We start from the raw sequence: 18932 nt of genomic DNA on the forward strand, positions 1-18932 counted from the left end.
CGCCACCCGATGCCCTCCGGGCGGCGGCCCCCGCCGCGGAGCGTCGGCGTGTGGGCCCGCACCGCCCACCTCCGCCGTTCATCGCCATGTCGACATGCGGACACGTCGCCATGGCGGTTTGGCGCGACCCTAAAAGCGGCCTCGACGCCCGGCTCCGCCAGCGGCGCGCGCCCCTCGGCGGCCGTCGGCTCCCCCACCATCGGCGGTGCGCCCGGTCCTCGGCCGGAAAGGCGGCCACCGGAGTGGAAGTGGAAAAGGAGTACCGCCCGGGCGGCTCCCGCCGCGACAATGCCGTGACCGGCGTGCCGGGGCGAGGTCGGGCCGCCGCGGTCCGCCCGCCGCGCCGACCTCTCGCCCGTCGCGGCAACGCCTCCACCCCCCAGGAGACCGTCCGTGCGATCGCCCCGCCTCCCTCCCCCGCTGTCCCGCGCCCGCCACGGGCGCGGCCGCCGGCCGCAGCGCACCGCGCTGACCCCGGCGGTCCCGGCATGAGCCGCATCGAGGCGGGGCCCATCGCCACCCGGCGCCTGGACCTGCTGCCGCTGCGCGCGGAGTACGCCGAGGAGATGGCCGCGGTGCTGGCCGACCCCGCACTGCACGCGTTCACCGGCGGCCGCCCCGACACCCGCACCGAGTTGCGCTCCCGCTACGAGCGGCTGGTGGCGGGCTGCCCCGACCCCGACGTGTCCTGGCTGAACTGGGTGATCCGGCTCCGCCGCGAGGGCTGCCTGACGGGCACGGTCCAGGCCACGGTGCGCACGTCGCACCACGGCCGCACCGCCGAGGTCGCGTGGGTGGTGGGCACCCCGTGGCAGCGCGGGGGAATCGCGACCGAGGCGGCCCGGGCCCTGGTCGCCTGGCTCACCCGCCACCGGGTGCGCGAGGTGACCGCCCACATCCACCCGGCCCACGACGCCTCCGCCGCCGTGGCCACCGCCGCGGGCCTCACCCCCACCGGCGAACACCACGCCGGTGAGCTGCGCTGGCGCCGGAAGCTGATGCCGACAGGCGAATGAGGCCGCGGGCGGCTACGGCCCGTACCGGGTCGCGCTTTTCCATCATTGGATTTATGAGTTTGTCCAGGTCAAGGCATGTAGACGGAAGTCGGCAAGGTCTTGTCTCAATACAGAAATCGTCATCCTGCGACACGGCATTCACCGCAGTCAGTTCATGATCGTTTTGGGACGAAGTGGTGCCGGGCGCGGGCGCGCGATTGCGGGAACGAGGATGGCTGACAGTCGGTATCGGGCCGGCAACGGAATTAGGGCGGTTTCCAATGTCGGCCAACGGTTTGTCCTGCCCTCGCGTCGCTGAGAGTATTAACTGTCCTGCGTGAGGAGAAGGATGTCGCCTCGTTACGAGATCGGGCATATGGTCGCATACTCGGATTCCCCGGGGGTCGGTCGCATTGGCGTCATCGACGGGGCCAGGGTGCGTGTCGACTTCTTCGAATCGACTGCCGAGCCCGTCGCCCGCTCGGAGTGGATCGCCGCGTCGGACTGCAGACGTGTACGCCTTGAGCGTGAGACGCGTGTGTACTGGCGCAATCCGGATACAGGTGTATGGATGGCCGGCCGGGTCATGGGGGCGTCGGGAGACGACCGCTACTTCATCCGGTTCCCGAACGCCGAGTACGACCTGCCGGTTGCCGAGGGGCAGTTGCGCATCCGCTGGGACCTCCCGGTCCGCGACCCCGTAACCGTCCTCGCCGCCGGCGGCAGCGAGTCCGCGTTCCAGGACGCGCGGATGGGGCTGCTCCGAAACCTGATCGCACAGCGGTGTGCAAGCGCCAGCACGTTCGCGCTTCTCTCGTCCGCCGTGGAACTGTATCCCCATCAGGTGCATGCCGCGCTGACCGTGCTCTCCGATCCAGTGCAGCGGTACCTCCTGGCCGATGAGGTCGGCCTCGGAAAAACCATCGAGGCCGGGTTCGTCATCCGGCAGACGTTGATCGACAACCGGAACGCCCATATCGCCGTCCTCGCCCCCGAGATGCTGCGTCGCCAGTGGATCGGTGAACTGCTGGACCGCTTCTTCATCAGTGACTTCCCTGCGGCGAAGGTCAAGGTCGTGGCCCACGAAGACCCCGAGCGCTGGACGTCCCACCACGGCTGTGATCTCCTCGTGGTTGACGAGGCTCACCGGCTGGTTCAGGACAGCGGGCCGGAGGAGTCTCCCTATCGGGAGTTGACCGCCCTCGCGCATTCCGCCGAGCGACTGCTGCTGCTTTCGGCGACACCGGTCACCTCCCATTACACGACCCACCTGGGCCTGCTTCATCTGCTCGATCCCGTTCTCTACGATTGGAACGACCGCGAATCGTTCCAGCACCGCTACGAACTGCGTGAACGTCTGGCCGACAGCGTCTACGGCCTGGACAGTGACTTCACTCCCTTGCTTCCGTCCTCAATCGCCGACATCCGGGAGCAGTTGCCCGCCGAAGACAGGCGCTTCGACGAACTGAGTTCCGCGGTCCTGGACCTGCTGGACGAGGATGACGAACTCAAGTCCGGCGTAGCTCCGACTGAACTCACGGCACGTATCCAAGCGGTGCGAGGGCACCTCAGCGAGGCATACCGGCTGCATCGACGCGTGATTCGGCACCGCCGCGACACAGTCCTCCGGGATGACCCGGATTCGGACATAGCGCCCTACGAGGTCCGCGGACGGCAGGCGCCCGCCCCCCTGCGCGTGGATACCCCGGTCCACGAAGCCACCGAAGTCGCGGTGTCCGAGTGGCAGAGCGCGGTCTGGGACTACCTGTTGGACACCGGTGGCACCGAGGATGCCCCGGCCTACGCCATGGTCCTGGCGGTCCTCGCCTCCCGCTGCGGAGTCGTGGCGGGAGACCTCCTTGGAGCGCTCCGCTGGCGTGTCCGCGGTGATCCGGACGGAGCCAGGTCTGCTGGCCTGAGTTCCCGGGAACAGGCCGCACTCGCCAAAGCCCCGGTCCTCACTGTCGAGGACGCCGTGCTCGACTCGCTTGAGGCCCGCCTCACCGACGAAGGCGGTACAGCAGCGGGAATCGACGGGCTTATCCGCGCCATCGTGCCGGTGCTTCGAGGGAAGCGCGCCGTCGTTTTCTGCGGCCCCGGAACGCTCGCTGTGGAACTGGCGGCACGGATGCGCGCACGCTTCCCGAAGGTGCGAATCGGCGAACACACTCACCGGGTTGGCGCCGACGAGGCTGAACGCGCCGTTTCAGCGTGGCGGTCCCCCGAAGTCAAGACCGCCGTACTCATCGCCGACGACTCCGCTGAAGACGGGCTGAACCTGCAGACCGCCGACACGGTCGTCCATGCGCGGCTCCCCTGGTCGCCTAACCAGTTGGAGCAGCGGCTCGGACGGATCGACCGTTATCGCGGTATGGAGACGATCCACGCGTCCGCACCGGCCGACCAGTACCGAATAGCCGGTGTCGATGCGGATACCCTCACCGAAGCCTGGGCGGAACTGCTGGAGAATGGCTACGGGCTGTTCACCGAATCCGTCTCCACGCTCCAGGACGCGATCGCCGAAGGACTGCCGCGTACCTGGCGGCTCGCACTTGAGCAGAGCGTCGACGGGCTTGCCGAAAGCGTCGGCACGGTCCGGGCGGAGTTGGCCGCCGCACGCGCCGCGATCGACAAGATGGACATGCTTGAGTCCATCCACTCCACAGTCTCGGAGACCCATGACGTCGCACTCGCGCTCAATGAGTTCGAAACGCGGTGGCGTGAGACCCGCGAGGCGTTGCTGCACTACACCTCCGGCATGGGTGGGATCGAACTCCGTGCCGAGGAGCGCCAGGTTCAGGGAAGGCGAAGAGACGTCTTCGACATCACCGGTTCGCAGCCCCTGCTCGATCCGAGGCTCTGGGGCCGGGAGAGGCAGCGGATCCGGCCGGAGTCCGCGCAGGGAGTCTTCAACCGCTCAGCCGCGTTGCGGACTCCCGGCACCCGTATTCTCCGGCACGGCAACCCTCTCGTCGACGCCCTGGGTTCCCTGCTCCGTATCGACGACCGGGGGCAGGCGGCCGCGTTCCGCCGACTCGACCGTTCCTTCGCGGGAGCGCCCGTTCCGTACTTCGGTTTCGATTTCCTCGTGGAAGCGGATATCGGCGGTGCGCTGAAACTGGACACGGGATCGTTCGACGCCAGTACCGAACTGAGGCGCCAGGCGGACCGGGTCCTTCCCCCTTTCATGCTCAGGGTCTGGATTCCGTCCGGAAGTGACATGCCGGTGACAGATCCGCAGTTGAATGCTTGGTTGGGACGTCCTTACGACAAGAAATCCGGAGATCGGAACTACAACCTCCAGCGAATCAAGGGACTTATCGATATTTTCGGAGGCTGGGACAGATACCAAGGGGCCGCACGCGCGGCCGAGCGGATATGCCGAGAGCGACTGACCGAGGTCACCGACCTTGAGCGGAAGTGCGCCCAGGCGCAGGAGCGGGCCCGCGAGCGCAACGCCGTGATCCGGGCACAGGCTCTGGCCCGCCATGCCGCCGGCCACTTGGTGAGCGACTCGGAGAGCCTGCTGCTGAACGTCGATGTCACCGAAGCGCTGATCGAAGGACTTTCCGAGCCAACCGTTCGGGTTGTGGCAGCGTCCTGCATTGTGCGGTCGGGGTTCGAAAGGGTGCGAAGTGGCATATGACGGTTGGGCGGAAGCGAGTCGCCTCTTCGCTGAATGGCCGAAGTCCAACGTCGAACGCGAACTCTCGGGCACCGTCCGCCGCCTTAGGGATGCCCTTGCGGGCCTTGACGACGGTTCGGCGGGCTGGCGGGACATCGCCGCCATCACCCGGCAGGTCCTGCTGGAAGCCCATGCCCGGGGCAACCAAACGCCTTTGGTGATCCCGTCAGTGCCGCAGTTCCCAACGCAGGACCAATGGGAAGAGGCTCACTGCCGGGTGCTGCCAACGGCGGAGGGGACACTGAACGTCTGGGCCGACCCCTGGCACCCGCCGACCCCCGAAGGAACCGCGGCCGCCGCGGCGGAGGCCGATCTGAAACAGGTCTACCTCGGCGCCGACTCCGTTCAGCGACGACAGTTCGAGGACTGCGCGAGCGATCCTTTCTGGGACACCGCTCTTGGAGTCGGCTTCGGGAACTACCTCTCGGCCGGCCAGCGGCAGGCGGCGCGGAGCGTCGTCCTCGCCCCGCCCGGAAGCACAACCGTCGTGTGTCTCCCCACCGGGAACGGCAAGACGAACGTGGCGTTCGCGGCGGCACTGCTGAGGGGACGGCAGAGCGGTGTCTCGGTGATCGTCGTACCGACCGTCGTGCTGGCGCTCGACATGGAGCAGCGGCTCCGCGGAATCATGGAGAAGACCGGCCACGGCTCGCCGAGCGGTCACTACGCCTACACCGGCGGCCTGGCCGACGACATCAAGGAGTGCCTGCGGGACGACCTTCGCTCAGGTCGGCAGAAGGTGCTGATCACCTCGCCCGAGTCCGTCGCCAAAGGACTCAAGGAGACGCTGGAGGACGTCGCGGAGAGCGGCCTCTTCCACTACTTCGTCATCGACGAAGCGCACCTGGTCGACCAGTGGGGGACGGACTTTCGCCCGGATTACCAGGCGATCGCCGGCCAGCACGGCACATGGCTGCGCATCGCTCCCGAAGGGCGTGCCCCGCGCACCGTCGCGATGAGCGCGACCTTGACGGAGGAGCAGGTCAACACGATCCGAGACCTCTTCGGCGGCCGAGGGGGCACTGAGTTCGTCTGGGCTTCGCAGATCCGGGAGGAGCCGAGTTACTACGTCGACACCTTTGATTCCGAGGAGGCGCGAACGACCGCGGTTCTGCGGGCTCTGACGCTGCTGCCTCGACCGATGGTCCTCTACGTGTCCCGGGTGGAGGACGCCCAAGCATGGACGACGCGGCTTCGCGACGCCGGTCTGCAACGGGTTACGCACATCACCGGAAAGGCCGATGACGATACCCGTAAAGCAGCTCTGGAGGGCTGGGGCGGTCGGTCTCTCGCTGGCCCGGTGCCTACCCTCTTCGACGTGGTAGTGGGGACCTCGGCGTTCGGTCTCGGAGTCGATATCCCCGACGCCAAGACGATCGTGCACGCCTGTCTTCCGGAAACGGTGGACCGGTACTACCAGGAGGTCGGGCGCGGTGGACGGGACGGCACACCTTCATTGGCGTACTTGGCGACCACGCGCGGTGATCTGCCCGTTGCCGAAAAACTCAACTCCACGCGGATCATCGGGCCGGAGAAGGCCGAGGATCGCTGGAAGGCCATGTACCAAGACAATTCCCGTCAGAGGGGCACTGAGTCATTCCGCGTAAACCTTGACGTCCTACCTTCCCACCTCTCGGAAGGCTATGATCAGAATCGGCTCTGGAACATCCGTACGCTCAACCTCATGGCCAGAGCCGGGATGATCACCCTTTCGGCTCCGGAAGCCTCGGACCCGGCCTCTGAAGCGGCGGACGATCCGGGGGAGAAGTATGTAGGGGCCCCTTCCGATACGGTCGTCAGTTCCATCGTGGTTGCCTTACGCGATGGCAGGACGAATGATCGAACGCACTTTCTGGAAACGTTCGATCGAACCAGGAAGCGCATTCTAGAGAGCCAGCGACTCGGTCTGAAACAACTCCGTTCAGCGCTGCGGGGAGACAGATGCATCGGCGAGGTCCTCGCGGAGTACTACGTCGTTGAAGGGCTGACCACCGCCGCAGCGTGCCGAGGGTGCCCCAGTTGCCGCAACGGGGGGTTGCCCGGTCAGGACCTGGTGGGTTTCTACCGGCGGCCATGGGTGCCGGTCCCGCCAGTGGTCGCATGGCCCGAACACCACCCGGGCGGGGTTCTTGGGAGGTTCCTGCCGCCCGGGCAGACCTGCCTCAGCATCACCTGGGACACCGAGCAGGAACGCCGGCACCTCCTCCCGCAGTTGCTGACGGTCCTGTGCCGCCGAGGTATGCCAACCATCGGCGGCGACGGATTGACCGCTGCCGAAGTACGGGAGATCCAGTCTGGCGCGCTGCCCCATCCAGTCGTGCACGACAACGACGGCGACCTCTTGCAGAGGCATCCCCGCCCTGTGATCTGGGTTCTCGGCTCCCAGGCCACCGCCATGGATTACCTGACGCGATTGCGCTTCGAGAGTGCGGACGTCCTCTACCTGGTCCATCCTCGAACTCTGGAGCATCCAGACAGACCTGGTTCCCCTCTCGCCGACATCCACACCCCGAGCATCTCGGTCCAGACTGCCTGGAGGACCCTGTAGTGGCTCTTCTCAACGACCCCGCATCGCTTCCGACACCCATGTGGACGGTGGTGCGCCTGCTCAGCACCGCCAAGAGGCCGATGCGGCTCGAACGAGTCAGGGAACTGCTGAACCCCCCGGCCCTGCGCGACGAAGGGAAGATGTTCACCTTTGCCGTGAACACCTTGCGCGACTACGGGCTGGTTTCCGATGAAGGTGGTCAACTCGCGCTGGCCGGCGCGGCCCGGCAATGCGACGGCCACGATGCGGACCATTTCCACGAGGTGCTGCGAGACGCGGTGCTGGCACCTCAATGGAACACCGGGATCGGCGAAAACGACAGCCAGAAGGATGCCCGCGACCTCACGCGGGCGCTGTGCTGGTTCCTGTCTCTCGAACCTCATCAAACGGCTCTCAACTGGGAGGAGGCGCAGGCCCGGCAGAAGGATGCCCTCAAGCCCCAGGTCAGACCGGCGATCATCAACGACTTCAGATGGACGCGCTTCGCCTACTGGTCGACCGCACTCGGGCTTGCCGCTCCGTCCCTGTGGACCGACCGCTTGACACCCGACTGCACGCTGGCGGTTAAACAGGTACTCAGGCGATGCTGGAGCCCCGGGGACGCGCTCGGGGCCGTGGACATGCTGCACCGTCTCCGCCGCGAATTGCCGGTGCTGCCGGGCGGCGAGTACTCCGTCGCCGTAGGCGTTCCCTCGCCAGGCGAGGACGCGGCCGGAGCGGCGCTGTCCTTCGCACTCCTCAGGGGAGAGCACGAAGGCTGGATCACACTCGAGCGTGATGCCGACGCACGCCACTGGCTCAGCATCCATGACCCCGAATCAGTACATCCGCTCCAATGCAGTTCCATTCGCCTGATGGAGGAGATCCGTGGCTGACTTTCAAGGCTTCCTGTGCTGGACACCGGAAAACGCGGCCACGACGATCAACACCGAGGCGATTAGCCCTTCGCCGGCCGTCTTCCTCGCCACGCACGCTCCCCTCCGAATCCGGCGGGCACGGATCCAAGGACGGCGGTTGACCCCGACCGATACGGATTCGGTGGTCGACGAAACGACCGTCCTCGGCGACTTCCTGAATCGGAGGGCCGACACAGGCGCGCTTCTGATGCCGGTGGTCGGCGACTCAGGATCCGGCAAGTCCCATCTGGTGCGCTGGGTGCGTGAACAGGTCCCCCCATCCGACAAGCGCCAGGTGATTTATCTGGAGAAGTCGCGGACCAGCCTCAAAGCCGTGATCGAGGAACTCCTCCGCGGGATCGAGGACGATGCTCTGACGAGCCTGAGAAACGACATCAACTCCTTCAGCGAAGGCGCGGACGAGACCGCGGTGGCGCGTCGCCTTATCAATGCCCTCAATGAGTCGCTCGCCGCGACCAGCAGCAGGGAGATGTCGGGGGACGCGCGCGTGCTCGTCGGGCCCAGGGGACTGGCGACGATCCTCCAGGACCCCTATATCCAGGAGCACATGCTGGCTCCAGGCAGGTTTGTGCCCCAGCTCGCTCACCAGTTGCTGCACAACCGCGAGAGCACCGCATCGGAACGTCCGCCCGGTTTCACCGTCGACGACCTGCCGCTGGACCTCAAAGACCCGACGCAGGCGGCCAAGGTGTCCGCCGGCCTCATGCGGCACCTGGTGGCGCGGTCGGCTCTGCAGGCGGCCGCCGTTGACCTTTTGAACCAGCACCTGGAAGCCGCGGTGCGCAGCGTCGCGAACCTGGGAACGGGGCGGCTGCATGAGGCCATGCTCCAGGTGCGGCAGGCATACGCCCGCCAGGGCAAGGAGATCGTGCTCCTCATCGAGGACTTCGCCCTTATCCAAGGGGTCCAGCGGGAACTCCTCGACGCGGTGACCGAGGCCGCCCATCGCGAGGGACGAGTGAAGTACGCGCCCGTGCGGACGTTGATGGCTGTGACGACCGGCTACTTCCAGGATCTTCCGGAGACCGCGATGACCCGGGTCTCCGCCGCCACGGCGGGGTACGTCTACGACCTGGACGTCCCGTTCAGCGAAGACGACATCGGCACGGAACCGATCGCTTCTTTCGTCGGCCGCTACCTCAACGCCGCCCGCCTGGGGCGCGAGGCGATCGAGCGCCTGGGGGGGAAGAACGCTCCCAACCAGTGTGAGACATGTCCGGTTATGGCGGAGTGCCATAACGCCTTCGGGGTCACCCAGGAGGGATACGGGCTCTACCCCTTCAACCGTCCCGCCCTCGTCCGCGCTGTGCACTCCGTCGCTCCGGCCAACCAGCCATTGGCCTTCATTCCTCGTACAGTGCTCGGGAGCGTGGTGCGGCCGGTCCTGGTGGAGCACGCCTCGGCGATCGCGGAAGGAACCTTCCCCGACAGCAGGTTCCGCGAGAGGTTCCGACAGGTAGAGCAGGACAAGGCGTTGAGCACTCCAGTCTCCGAGAAGGTGGATCTCCTCGACGAGTTGGACGGAGAACGTCGCAAACTCCTATTGGAGTTCTGGGGCGATGCGCCGGATGACCCCCGGGACATCGAGGCAGGTATTCTCGGTGCGTTCGCCTTCCGGCCGCTACCGCAGGACGACGACGCCCTCGGCAGGTTGGCGCCGCCGAGGTCTCCTGACAGGCGAGTAGAGGCGACAGAGGCGAAGTCCGTTCCTTCAGAAGGCGAACAACTTCCCGAATCGCTGCGTCGACGCCTCCTGATCATCGAGGAGTGGGCGAGCCGCGAGAAGGTCCTTCCGCAGGCGGTCGCTCGCGAGATCCGCGGCATCGTGATGGAGGCTGTCAGGCTTCGATACCGGTGGCAGTCCCCGCCGATGAAGGAGATAACCAAGACGGCTTTGAAGTCGGAAAAGGTCTGGCAGAATTCCTCGGTCATCGTTTCCATCGAGGGCGCTGGCGGTGAGAACCGCATTGGCGCGGATTCGGCCCCCATTCGTTTCAGGCGCAGCGCCGCCAACAGCCTGTTCTTCCAGAGCCTGGTCAAAATCCAGGCCAACGCCGGTCGCCCGCGTGCGGAGGACGTCAGGCGGCTTGCCCGCCTGGCAGATGTCCATGCCCGCACCTTCAATTTGGAGATCCGCCGGCAACTGGAGATCGACGACTCCGATCTGGTCATGGGGATCCGCGCATCACTGCTGGGAGCAGCGCTCGCCGGCCAGGCCCGGCCCGATATGAGTGAGCAGCAGTTGCTTTCCGCGGCGTTGGACTACGGCGAGGACTGGCAGCGCCAGGACCACGAGGTGAGGATCCGCCAGTGGAATTCGGTCCTCGAGCACCACGTGGCCCGCAGACGCGATCTCGTGGAACGGCTGCGCTTGAGTCTGGGCGTGGCCCAAGGTACTACGGGCGCCGTTCGTCTCATCGACGCGGCGCGTGCTCTCCCCCTCCTGCGGGAGGCGGCTTCTGTATGGCGGTGGGTGCCGCCGGACAGGCTCCCCTCCTGGATTGCGGACGCGGTGCGGGGGTTTTCCAACTGGGAATCGCTGATCGAACAGCAAGTAGCGGAATTGTCGCAGCGCCTGGATAGTGTGCGGAAGCGGTTGCCCGCTGGTGATTCTGGGCGGGAAGCGGCCGCTGCGGTGGCGAAAGCCCTTGATGGCACAGCCTCGGTGGGTCTGGGCCCGTCCTCAGAGACGAAGCGACGCCTCACCGACCTGATCGATAAAGCGGCGGCCGCTGACTGGCAGGTGGTCGGCACGCTGGAGGGCGACCTCACGAAGGTCCGGGACATACACGAGGGGGAGCGTTGGGAGGCGCGAGTCATCGCCGCTTCTCGGGATAGGGGTGAATCCCTCCACGTCATTCATACCTTCCTCATCGCCGGTGACACATGGCTGGATGAAGCACTGGCCCAGGCTGCGGCACGCAGTGACTCCCTCGGGGATTCCGCCGCAGAGCGAGTCCAGGGCCTTCTTGACGACTGGGGGGCTCTCGTGGCCGAGTATGAAAAGGAGCCGGAACAGTGACCGCGCCCGAGCCGTCCTCGGTGCTCGACAAGGCGCTGAAGCTCCAGAGTGAGATCCGCCGCTTGGACGCCAGTAACCAAGGGGTGGAGCAGGCCAAGCGTGTCGCTCAACGAGTCGACGAGACCACCGCCGCTCTGAGTGGACTCCGAAGCAGCCTCGAGGCCGCAAAGGCTCTTGCCACCCACACCGCTGCGGACATGCCCCGCACGTCGACACAGGGCGCCCTTGACACATTGCGACGCAAGGCGGCGGGTGGTCTACCCGACAATCGTGCCTTCACGGACGCACGAAGGAACATCGAAAGGACAGCCAAGGAGGTGTCCGCCCAGGTAGAGGAGGGCTGGCACGCCTGGGCGCAGGAGCGGTTGGCCTCGTTGCCCCTGCGCAACATCCCGGTTCTTGAGCGGACCCGCCAGGACGAGGCACGTCGAATGCTGCGCGATCTCAGGAAACAAGCCGCCGCTGACGTGCCGACCGCCACCACGCTGACGATGTTCCTCTCTCAGTACGACCACCTCAAGGAGCAGTTGGAGGAGTTCGGGGATGTCCCCGAAGAACTCGTGGCCTTGTTCGAGCGCCTGGATCGCGGCGGCCTGACCCTGCGCGATCTGACAGACGAGGAGGTCGCGCTGCTGCGTACCCATGCGTGGGACGGCGCGGTCGAGTTGCGCAGGAAGGAACTTTGACGGTGCTACCCCCCGAATTCATCAACCGTCTGCTGAACGAGCTCGAAGACAAGGAACTCCCCTTGCTTTCGTGGGGCGTCACCGGCGGCAGCCTGTCTGAAGACGAGGTGCGTCAGGCCATCGAGCGCGCACTGGCCGATGACCCGTCCGCCTCCACTGACACAACACCTGAGGCGGTACTGGAACGCCTGTGTCAACGGGCACTCCTCTTCAAGGTCCCCGGAACGGTGCCCCCGCAGTACAGGAGCAGGTTCGCTGAGGCCTTGCGGCTCACGGCGCAGTTGCGGCAGGTGTTCCAGACGTGGCCTTCGTCTGCGGAGCCCCCGGAGAACTGGTGGCAGAAGGGCAAGCGCCTTGTCGCCGACTACCGCCTGCACACGGCGCCCCGCCGATACCCGAAGCGGGACGTCCCCCCTGCTGAGGCCCTGGGGCACTTGTCACGGCTCAAGGGGTGGAGTGACCTCGCCGGCAAGGTCGCGGCCCAGCAGATCGGGGCGCGCAACCTCTCCCGCTTCCAAGTGGACGCCACCGAGGCGGTTTTTCGTTCCCTGCGAAGCGGGAAGAGCCGAGGCGTCATCGTAGGCGCGGGCACCGGCAGCGGTAAGACTCTTGCTTTCTACCTGCCGGCGTTCGCGGCAATGGCCGAGGCGGCCGGCAAGGGCGTTCCGCCTGTACAGACCCTGGCTATCTACCCCAGGGTGGAGTTGCTGCGGGACCAGGTGCGCGAGGCCCTGAGCACCGCGGAAGTCATCGCCGACGCGTTCGCCAGGGGATCAGGGCGTCCGCTGCGGTTGGGTGCGTTGTACGCCGACACGCTATGGCGTGCCCAGGAGCTCGACAAAACCCAGAGCTCCCTCTACAAGAACTGGCGTCGGGTCCGCGAAGGGTGGGTATGCCCATATCTCACCTGCCCGCGATGCGCCGTGGGCGACCTGGTCTGGCGGGAGAACGATCGCAGGGGCAACATCGAGCGACTGGTATGTGCCAAGTGCGGGAACACCATCCCGGAAGGGCGCCTCGCGCTCACCCGCGACACTTTGCTTTCCCGGCGCCCGGACCTTCTGTTCGCGACGGCGGAGATGCTCAACCGCCACAGCGCGAATCCGGAACTCGGCAGCCTTCTCGGCTGGTTGGGTGGCCCCCGCCCCTCCCTCGTACTGCTCGACGAGGTGCACACTTACTCCGGTATCCAAGGGGCCCAGGTGGCCCTGCTACTGCGGCGATGGCGCCACGCCGCCCAGAAAGGCGTCACCTTCGTCGGTCTGAGCGCCACGCTGAAAGACGCAGAGGGGTTCTTCGCGCAGTTGACGGGACTGTCGCCGTCTGACGTGCAGTACATTCAGCCCGCGCCTGACGCCATGGAGGAGGAGAGCCGTGAGTACGCCATCGCTCTCCGGGGAGACCCGACCTCGGGCACCAGCCTCCTTTCCACGTCCATCCAGACGGCCATGCTGTTCGGCCGGTTCCTGGTACCCAAGGAGTATCCGAACGACCCTGCGGCCCAATTCTTCGGCAGTACCGGATTCGTCTTCACCGACGACCTCGACGTCACCAACCGCTTCTACAACGATCTGCGTGACGCTGAAGGCAAGCAGTCGCGGTACGGAAAGCGCCTCGCCGGGGGAAGGACGGTTCTCGCGGCGCTGCGGTCCCCCGACCTGCCTCAGCACGACGCTCGCTACCGCGACGGCCAGTCGTGGGACCTCGTCACGAAGATCGGGCACCACCTCGATCGAGGACTGACGGCCCACGCGCTCGAAGTAGGACGCACGTCGTCCCAGGACACCGGTGTCAGCCACAGCGCCGACCTCATCGTCGCCACCGCCTCGCTGGAGGTGGGGTTCAACGATCCCCGCGTTGGTCTTGTCCTCCAGCACAAGGCACCTTACGATTCGGCGGCGTTCCTCCAGCGCCGCGGGCGTGCCGGTCGGCGGCGGGGCACCCGGCCGGTAACCATCGTCGTCCTGTCCGACTACGGTCGCGACCGTCTCGCCTATCAGGGCTATGAGTCTCTGTTCGCTCCGGAGTTGCAGGCACGCAGCCTGCCGGTCGGCAATCGGTACGTGCTCAAGATCCAGGCCGCCCAGGTCTTCATCGACTGGCTCGGGCGCGACCTCCGCCACAGGTACGGCTGGGCCGACGCCCGCCAGTTGCTGTCGCAGCCGTGGGACCTGAACAAGGCTGACTCACCGGATCGCAGTTGGCTCGCAGATCGCATCGAAAGCCTTCTGCGCGGAGACGAAGATCTGCACACCGACCTTGCGCGCTACCTTGAGCGGGCTCTTCAGGTGGATGCCGACGAGGTGCAGGCGCTTCTGTGGGAGCAACCGCGATCGCTGCTGCTCGGTGTCGCTCCCACGGCACTGCGTCGCCTGCGCAGCAAATGGCGACCGCTCAGCAACGATCCGGGCGCGGCGCCGAACGCGGTGCTGCCTGAGTTCATCACGCGCACCCTCTTCGACTCGCTCAACCTGCCGGAGGTCACATTCGATCTCCCGTTCGGGGACGGTGAGACCCAGGAGCACATGCCGGTGGCCAAGGCTCTCAGGGAAGCCGTGCCGGGACGCGTTAGCCGCCGCTACGGCCACAAGCGCGACGACCACCGCACCTGGCTGCCCATTCCCGACGGCGACGGTGATGTCCTCGAACTTGAGGACATCGTGTGCGAGGCGCATCCTCAGGGAGAATGGCGGTCCGGTGCTGCGGAGCCGGGCATCCAGGTCATTCGCCCGGACCGCATCCAACTGAGCACGCCGCCCGACGACATCGCCGACCGTTCCCAAGGCCGGCCGCTCTGGGCCACGGAAATCTCCGGGGCGGACGACATCCCCCCGAGCGAAGCCGATGTCCCTGATCCGTCTCCATGGCGTTCCCGAGTGATGTCAGTGGCCTTCGCGACCCATGTCGGGGGGAACGCGGTCGAGGTTCGTCGCCTGACCTATGGAGCCGACTGCGAGGTCAGTTGGCAGGGGAATGGAGGCAGCCAGCGTCGCAGAATCACCTACACCCATGGAGGCCGGCCCACAGCGCTCGGTTTCACCCTCGATGTGGACGCGATGCGGATCCGGATCGCCCCTCTCGACAGCGGCGACCCGTCGGTCCAGGACTACCTCCAGTCACCGGAATGGCGCTCCAAAGCGTTCTTCCGCACGGTCGCCGAGGATCCGCGCCTGGCCGAGGTGGCCAACACCTTCCAGCGCGATTGGCTGGCTCTCATCTACCTGACCGCGTTCTCCCTTGCCGGCCTGGACGACACCGACCGCAGCTCTGAGGAGGTGCTGGCCACCCTCGCAAACGGCTCTTGGCGGGACCGGCTGGACGAGATCCTCCGCGTGCTCTACCGCGAGGGCGACGAGACGGCCGAGTCGCCGTCGCAGGTCGCCAGTCGGCTCAGCGCCGCACTGACCGAACTCAGCCACGATCCCGTCGTCATCGAGGCGTTGGACCGCGCCGGCCAACTCCTCGTCGCGAAGGACGTGGCCGAGCGCACGGCGGTCCTTGCTCACCGCGCCTACGCCGACACCTTGGCTGCCGCCATTCTCGACGCCACACTCCGGGCCTGTCCAGACGCTCAGGACACCGACATCATCGTCGACGTCGAAAAAGAGCATTCGCCGGGCACCCCGGCCACCATCTGGCTCAGCGAGACCTCGATCGGCGGTCTGGGGGTCATCGAGAACCTGGTGCGGTTCTACAGTGATGATCCGCGGCGCTTCTGGTCCCTGGTGCGCAAGTCCTTGCAGCCCAACGAGTACGAGTACGTCGACGCCACACTTACCCGGCTCCTGCAGCACGTCGTGCACGACTCCCCTTCAGGCGCCGCGGCAAAGGCCGTCCAACGCCTTCGAGCGGCACAGTCGGCCGAGGAGTCCGACCATGCCCTGCGCCAACTCCGCGACGCGTGGACGGAACTCGACGGACCGCCGCAGCACAGCGCCATCGCCTCGCTCTCCACGCGCCTTCTTCGCCCTGGTAGCGGCCCTGACACCGACGCGGCCGCTTTGGGCCTGGTTCGCGCGTGGGACCGGCTCCAGCAGCGGCTCGGAATCGAGATCGACGCGCGAATCATCGCCTACACCGTCGGTTCCGGCAAGCTCGACATCGGAGGGCGTCAAAAACTCAGCGCGGATCAGGCATTCAGTGTGCTCTGGCCGCGCGGAGAGCGCGCGCGCAATCACCACCTGGAGCACTACCAGCCGTTCTTGGACCGGCCGATGGTTCTCGACCGCCTCCTTCTCGAGGCCGCATACGACGAGCGCCTGCCCCGCATCGACGTCACGGACCCCGATTGGCAGCAGCGCTACCAGGAGGCGATCGCCGATGCCGGCGCGGTCGAATTGAGTTGCCCCACTGGTGACCGCCGGGCCCTTAGCGATGCCGTGGCGCGCATACCGGCGTTGGCTGTCGACCGCGATGTCATGCGGATCTACGGCGAGGTCGAGGACATCACCCGATACGGCAGTGAGTTCAGGGTCCGGGTCGAGCTTCGGGAGGCCGAGCAGTGAGCAGTCTTGAACGGACCGTGCGCACCGGTGTCGGGACCGGCTTGCGGGCGGACTCCTTGATCGCGTCGGTGCTGCTTGCCGAACTCATCGCGCCAGGACACGACCTCTGGGTCGTCTCCGGCTGGATCAGTGACGTCGAGGTGCTCGACAACTCCCGCGGAGCGTTCGACGCGGTCCTCGGTGGAAGCCCATCGGCGAGATGCCGACTTTCGGAGATGCTCGCGCTTATCGCCGCCGCGGGGGCGCGAGTCCATGTGGTCACCAGACCGGGGGCGCACAACGAAACGTTCATTGCCCGTCTCCGCTCCCTGGTGCGCGACAATCGGCGACTGCACGTGGTTCTCGATCCCGACGTCCACGAGAAGACGATCTGCGGGCGGGACTGGATGCTGACCGGGTCGATGAACTTCACGGTCAACGGGCTCGGTAGCAGTAAAGAGCAGGTGACGTACACAGTCGACAGCCGCGGAGTCTCCCAGACGCACCTGGACTTCGCGCAACAGTGGAGAGTCTGAGTGGTGACCGACAGCAACCCCCCGCAACCAGACAGAGTCGCTGAGGCTCGCCGCCGCCTCAAGACGCTCGCTGATCGGTTCTTCGGCGTTGGCAACGATGCCTACGACTACATTCGCCAGTATCCCGATCTCTATCGCCCCTTCCTGGACCGCCTCGAAGTCGTAAGCGACGCTCCCGTGGTTCTGCCGCGCCTGGTCAGAAGCGATGATCGATTTGGGATCTACGTGATCGCGCTTAAAGACGCCGATGTCCCCTACATCCGTGAACTCCTTCAAGCGTTCGCCGGCCCGAGCTTCGCTACTCAAGGGATCGCCGCTCCAGCCCGTCTGGACCCCAGCGACCCTGTCGATGCAGCCGTCATCGAGTTCGCACAGGAGCGATCCACCTTTGTCGTAGAGACAGGCAAGGCCCCCCACCACCGTGTTGCCCTACGGCAGGCCCTGGGACTGATGCAGCAGGTGACAATGGTCGGCCCGCGGCGGGAATGGCGCATCCCCAAGCCGTTGGGGAGACTGCTCGCCGATTTCCAGGCGGCCCTCACCTCTGGAGGCGCGCCGCTCTCGGAGTCGCTGCTCGAGGAGATCGCGGCGCGCGGGGGAGTCTCTGCGACCAACCTCGCCCACCTCCGCATCAAGCGTTTGGATCGCCTCGGTCTGGCCGCAGAACTTCTCACCATGGAAGGGCTGGGCAGGGTCCTTCGCCAGGACCCGCCCGTGCCAGTGAAAGAGGCAGTGCTCAACGCGGTGTACTCGGTGCACCTACGGAGTCCGCTGGAGCGAGAAGATGTCGAGGCTGCGATCGCAACTCTCCGCGATGCGGGGCCCATCAACCTCCCCCTGCACGAGGATCCCCTGAAGTACGGCGATGAGGCGGTGACCGTGCTCCTGACGGCCGCGCTGGGACGCAGGCACCCCGCCGATGTCGACCGGATATGGGCCGCGCTGGGTCAGGGCGGCCGTGAGGCGGCGGTACCCGTCTGCGTCGCGCGGGAGGCGGCTGCTCTGCTGCTGCGGCATCCCCGCCCCGCGCCCGATGCCCGCACCGTGCCGGAAAAGGCGACCCCTGATACACCGAGCGCCGACGAAGACGCGGCGAGGGCGAAGCCGCAGTCCTGGCTGGAGTTGATCGACCTGGCAGCCGCCGGTGCCATCGACAGCAAGAGTGCCAGCACCGACGAAATCTGGCGGGAATGGCCCTCGCCGGCGGAGTACGACACGCAACTCAGTCAGCGTCTCGGGGAGTTGGACGATGCACAGTGGGAGAGGGTCTGGCAATCGCTGGTCAGTCCCTTCATCGAGGCCGTCGGCTATGACAGGTCGGCTCCCGCCACCGCGATGGAACTCATCACCTACGCGGTCTCGTTCGACAAGTTCGCTCCTGTCGACCTCCTGGTGCTGCACTCGCTTACGGAGATCGCTCTGCGGTCGTCGCCGCCGGCAGTGGCCTACACGGAACTGCTGGAGACGCTGCGAGGTACATGCCCGCAGTGGGTGTCTCCCGACAAGGCAATAGAGGCGCTGGACTTCGCGGACCGGCTGGTGTTGGCTGCCTGCCCGGAGCCCGACGCCCGGACCAACCTCGCGGTGGCGCTGCTCAATCCGCTCCACCAGCATCAGCGCCGCCTCGACCCCTCGATGCGCGACTTCGCACGAAAGTTGTCGAGCGAGCTCGGGATCGCTTATGAATGGGAGGAGGCTGCGGAACCGGAGGAGAAGGACCCCCTCACCGCCATCCCTCCCGTGTCCCTTCTGCTCTACTCCCTCGATGAAAGGGTGCTCAGCCGTACGAAAGAGGAGCTGGAGCGGGTGGCTCCAGCAGTGAAGGTCTCGGTAGCCCACGAGAAGGTGGGGTCCCCCTCTCTCCGAGAAAAGGCGCGCAACGCCCATGTTGTGGTGCTTGCCACCCGCTGTGCCACCCACGCGGCGACCGGGTTCATCCAGTCCTATGCGGACAAGGATGCAATCAGGTATGCCCGGGGAAGCGGATCGGCGTCATTGGTGCAAGAGGCTGTTGCGGGGCTCAAAACCTACGCCCAGGCTTTGTAGAAGGGGGCGGTAG

General features: G+C 66.3%; 9 protein-coding genes. All 9 read left to right on the plus strand.

Annotated features, from left to right (window positions below; translation table 11 throughout):
* The first annotated feature begins 488 nt into the window (after positions 1 to 488).
* The 9 genes from HNR12_RS16795 to dpdD all read left to right on the plus strand — a co-directional run bounded on the left by HNR12_RS16795 (position 489) and on the right by dpdD (position 18919).
* Positions 489 to 1016 (plus strand): GNAT family N-acetyltransferase, encoded by a 528-nt coding sequence (locus tag HNR12_RS16795; RefSeq protein WP_179768418.1) that lies wholly within the window; start codon positions 489 to 491, stop codon positions 1014 to 1016.
* Positions 1017 to 1344: 328 nt separating this feature from the next.
* The gene (dpdE, locus tag HNR12_RS16800; RefSeq protein WP_218901958.1) at positions 1345 to 4641 is read left to right on the plus strand and encodes a protein DpdE; all 3297 of its coding nucleotides are present in this window, start codon (positions 1345 to 1347) and stop codon (positions 4639 to 4641) included.
* Positions 4631 to 7228, plus strand: a complete 2598-nt coding sequence (dpdF, locus tag HNR12_RS16805; RefSeq protein ID WP_179768419.1) for a protein DpdF — start codon at positions 4631 to 4633, stop codon at positions 7226 to 7228. The genes dpdE and dpdF overlap by 11 nt, the downstream gene beginning before the upstream one ends.
* Complete coding sequence (dpdG, locus tag HNR12_RS16810) at positions 7228 to 8103, plus strand: protein DpdG (protein ID WP_179768420.1); 876 nt, start codon at positions 7228 to 7230, stop codon at positions 8101 to 8103. The genes dpdF and dpdG overlap by 1 nt, the downstream gene beginning before the upstream one ends.
* Complete coding sequence (gene dpdH, locus HNR12_RS16815) at positions 8096 to 11167, plus strand: protein DpdH (protein WP_179768422.1); 3072 nt, start codon at positions 8096 to 8098, stop codon at positions 11165 to 11167. The genes dpdG and dpdH overlap by 8 nt, the downstream gene beginning before the upstream one ends.
* On the plus strand, positions 11164 to 11853 hold the full coding sequence (locus HNR12_RS16820) for a hypothetical protein (RefSeq protein ID WP_179768424.1): 690 nt from the start codon (positions 11164 to 11166) through the stop codon (positions 11851 to 11853). Before dpdH ends, HNR12_RS16820 begins: the two co-directional genes overlap by 4 nt.
* A 2-nt stretch (positions 11854 to 11855) precedes the next feature.
* A complete protein-coding gene (dpdJ, locus tag HNR12_RS16825) occupies positions 11856 to 16358 on the plus strand; it encodes a protein DpdJ (protein ID WP_218901959.1) in 4503 nt (1500 codons plus the stop codon).
* Positions 16355 to 16873 (plus strand): phospholipase D-like domain-containing protein DpdK, encoded by a 519-nt coding sequence (gene dpdK, locus HNR12_RS16830; protein ID WP_218901960.1) that lies wholly within the window; start codon positions 16355 to 16357, stop codon positions 16871 to 16873. The genes dpdJ and dpdK overlap by 4 nt, the downstream gene beginning before the upstream one ends.
* Before the next feature lie 3 nt (positions 16874 to 16876).
* Entirely contained in the window at positions 16877 to 18919 is a 2043-nt protein-coding gene (dpdD, locus tag HNR12_RS16835; RefSeq protein WP_179768428.1) for a protein DpdD, read from the plus strand.
* Positions 18920 to 18932: the final 13 nt, after the last annotated feature.

Source organism: Streptomonospora nanhaiensis, assembly GCF_013410565.1.
In the GTDB taxonomy this organism is placed as follows: domain Bacteria; phylum Actinomycetota; class Actinomycetes; order Streptosporangiales; family Streptosporangiaceae; genus Streptomonospora; species Streptomonospora nanhaiensis.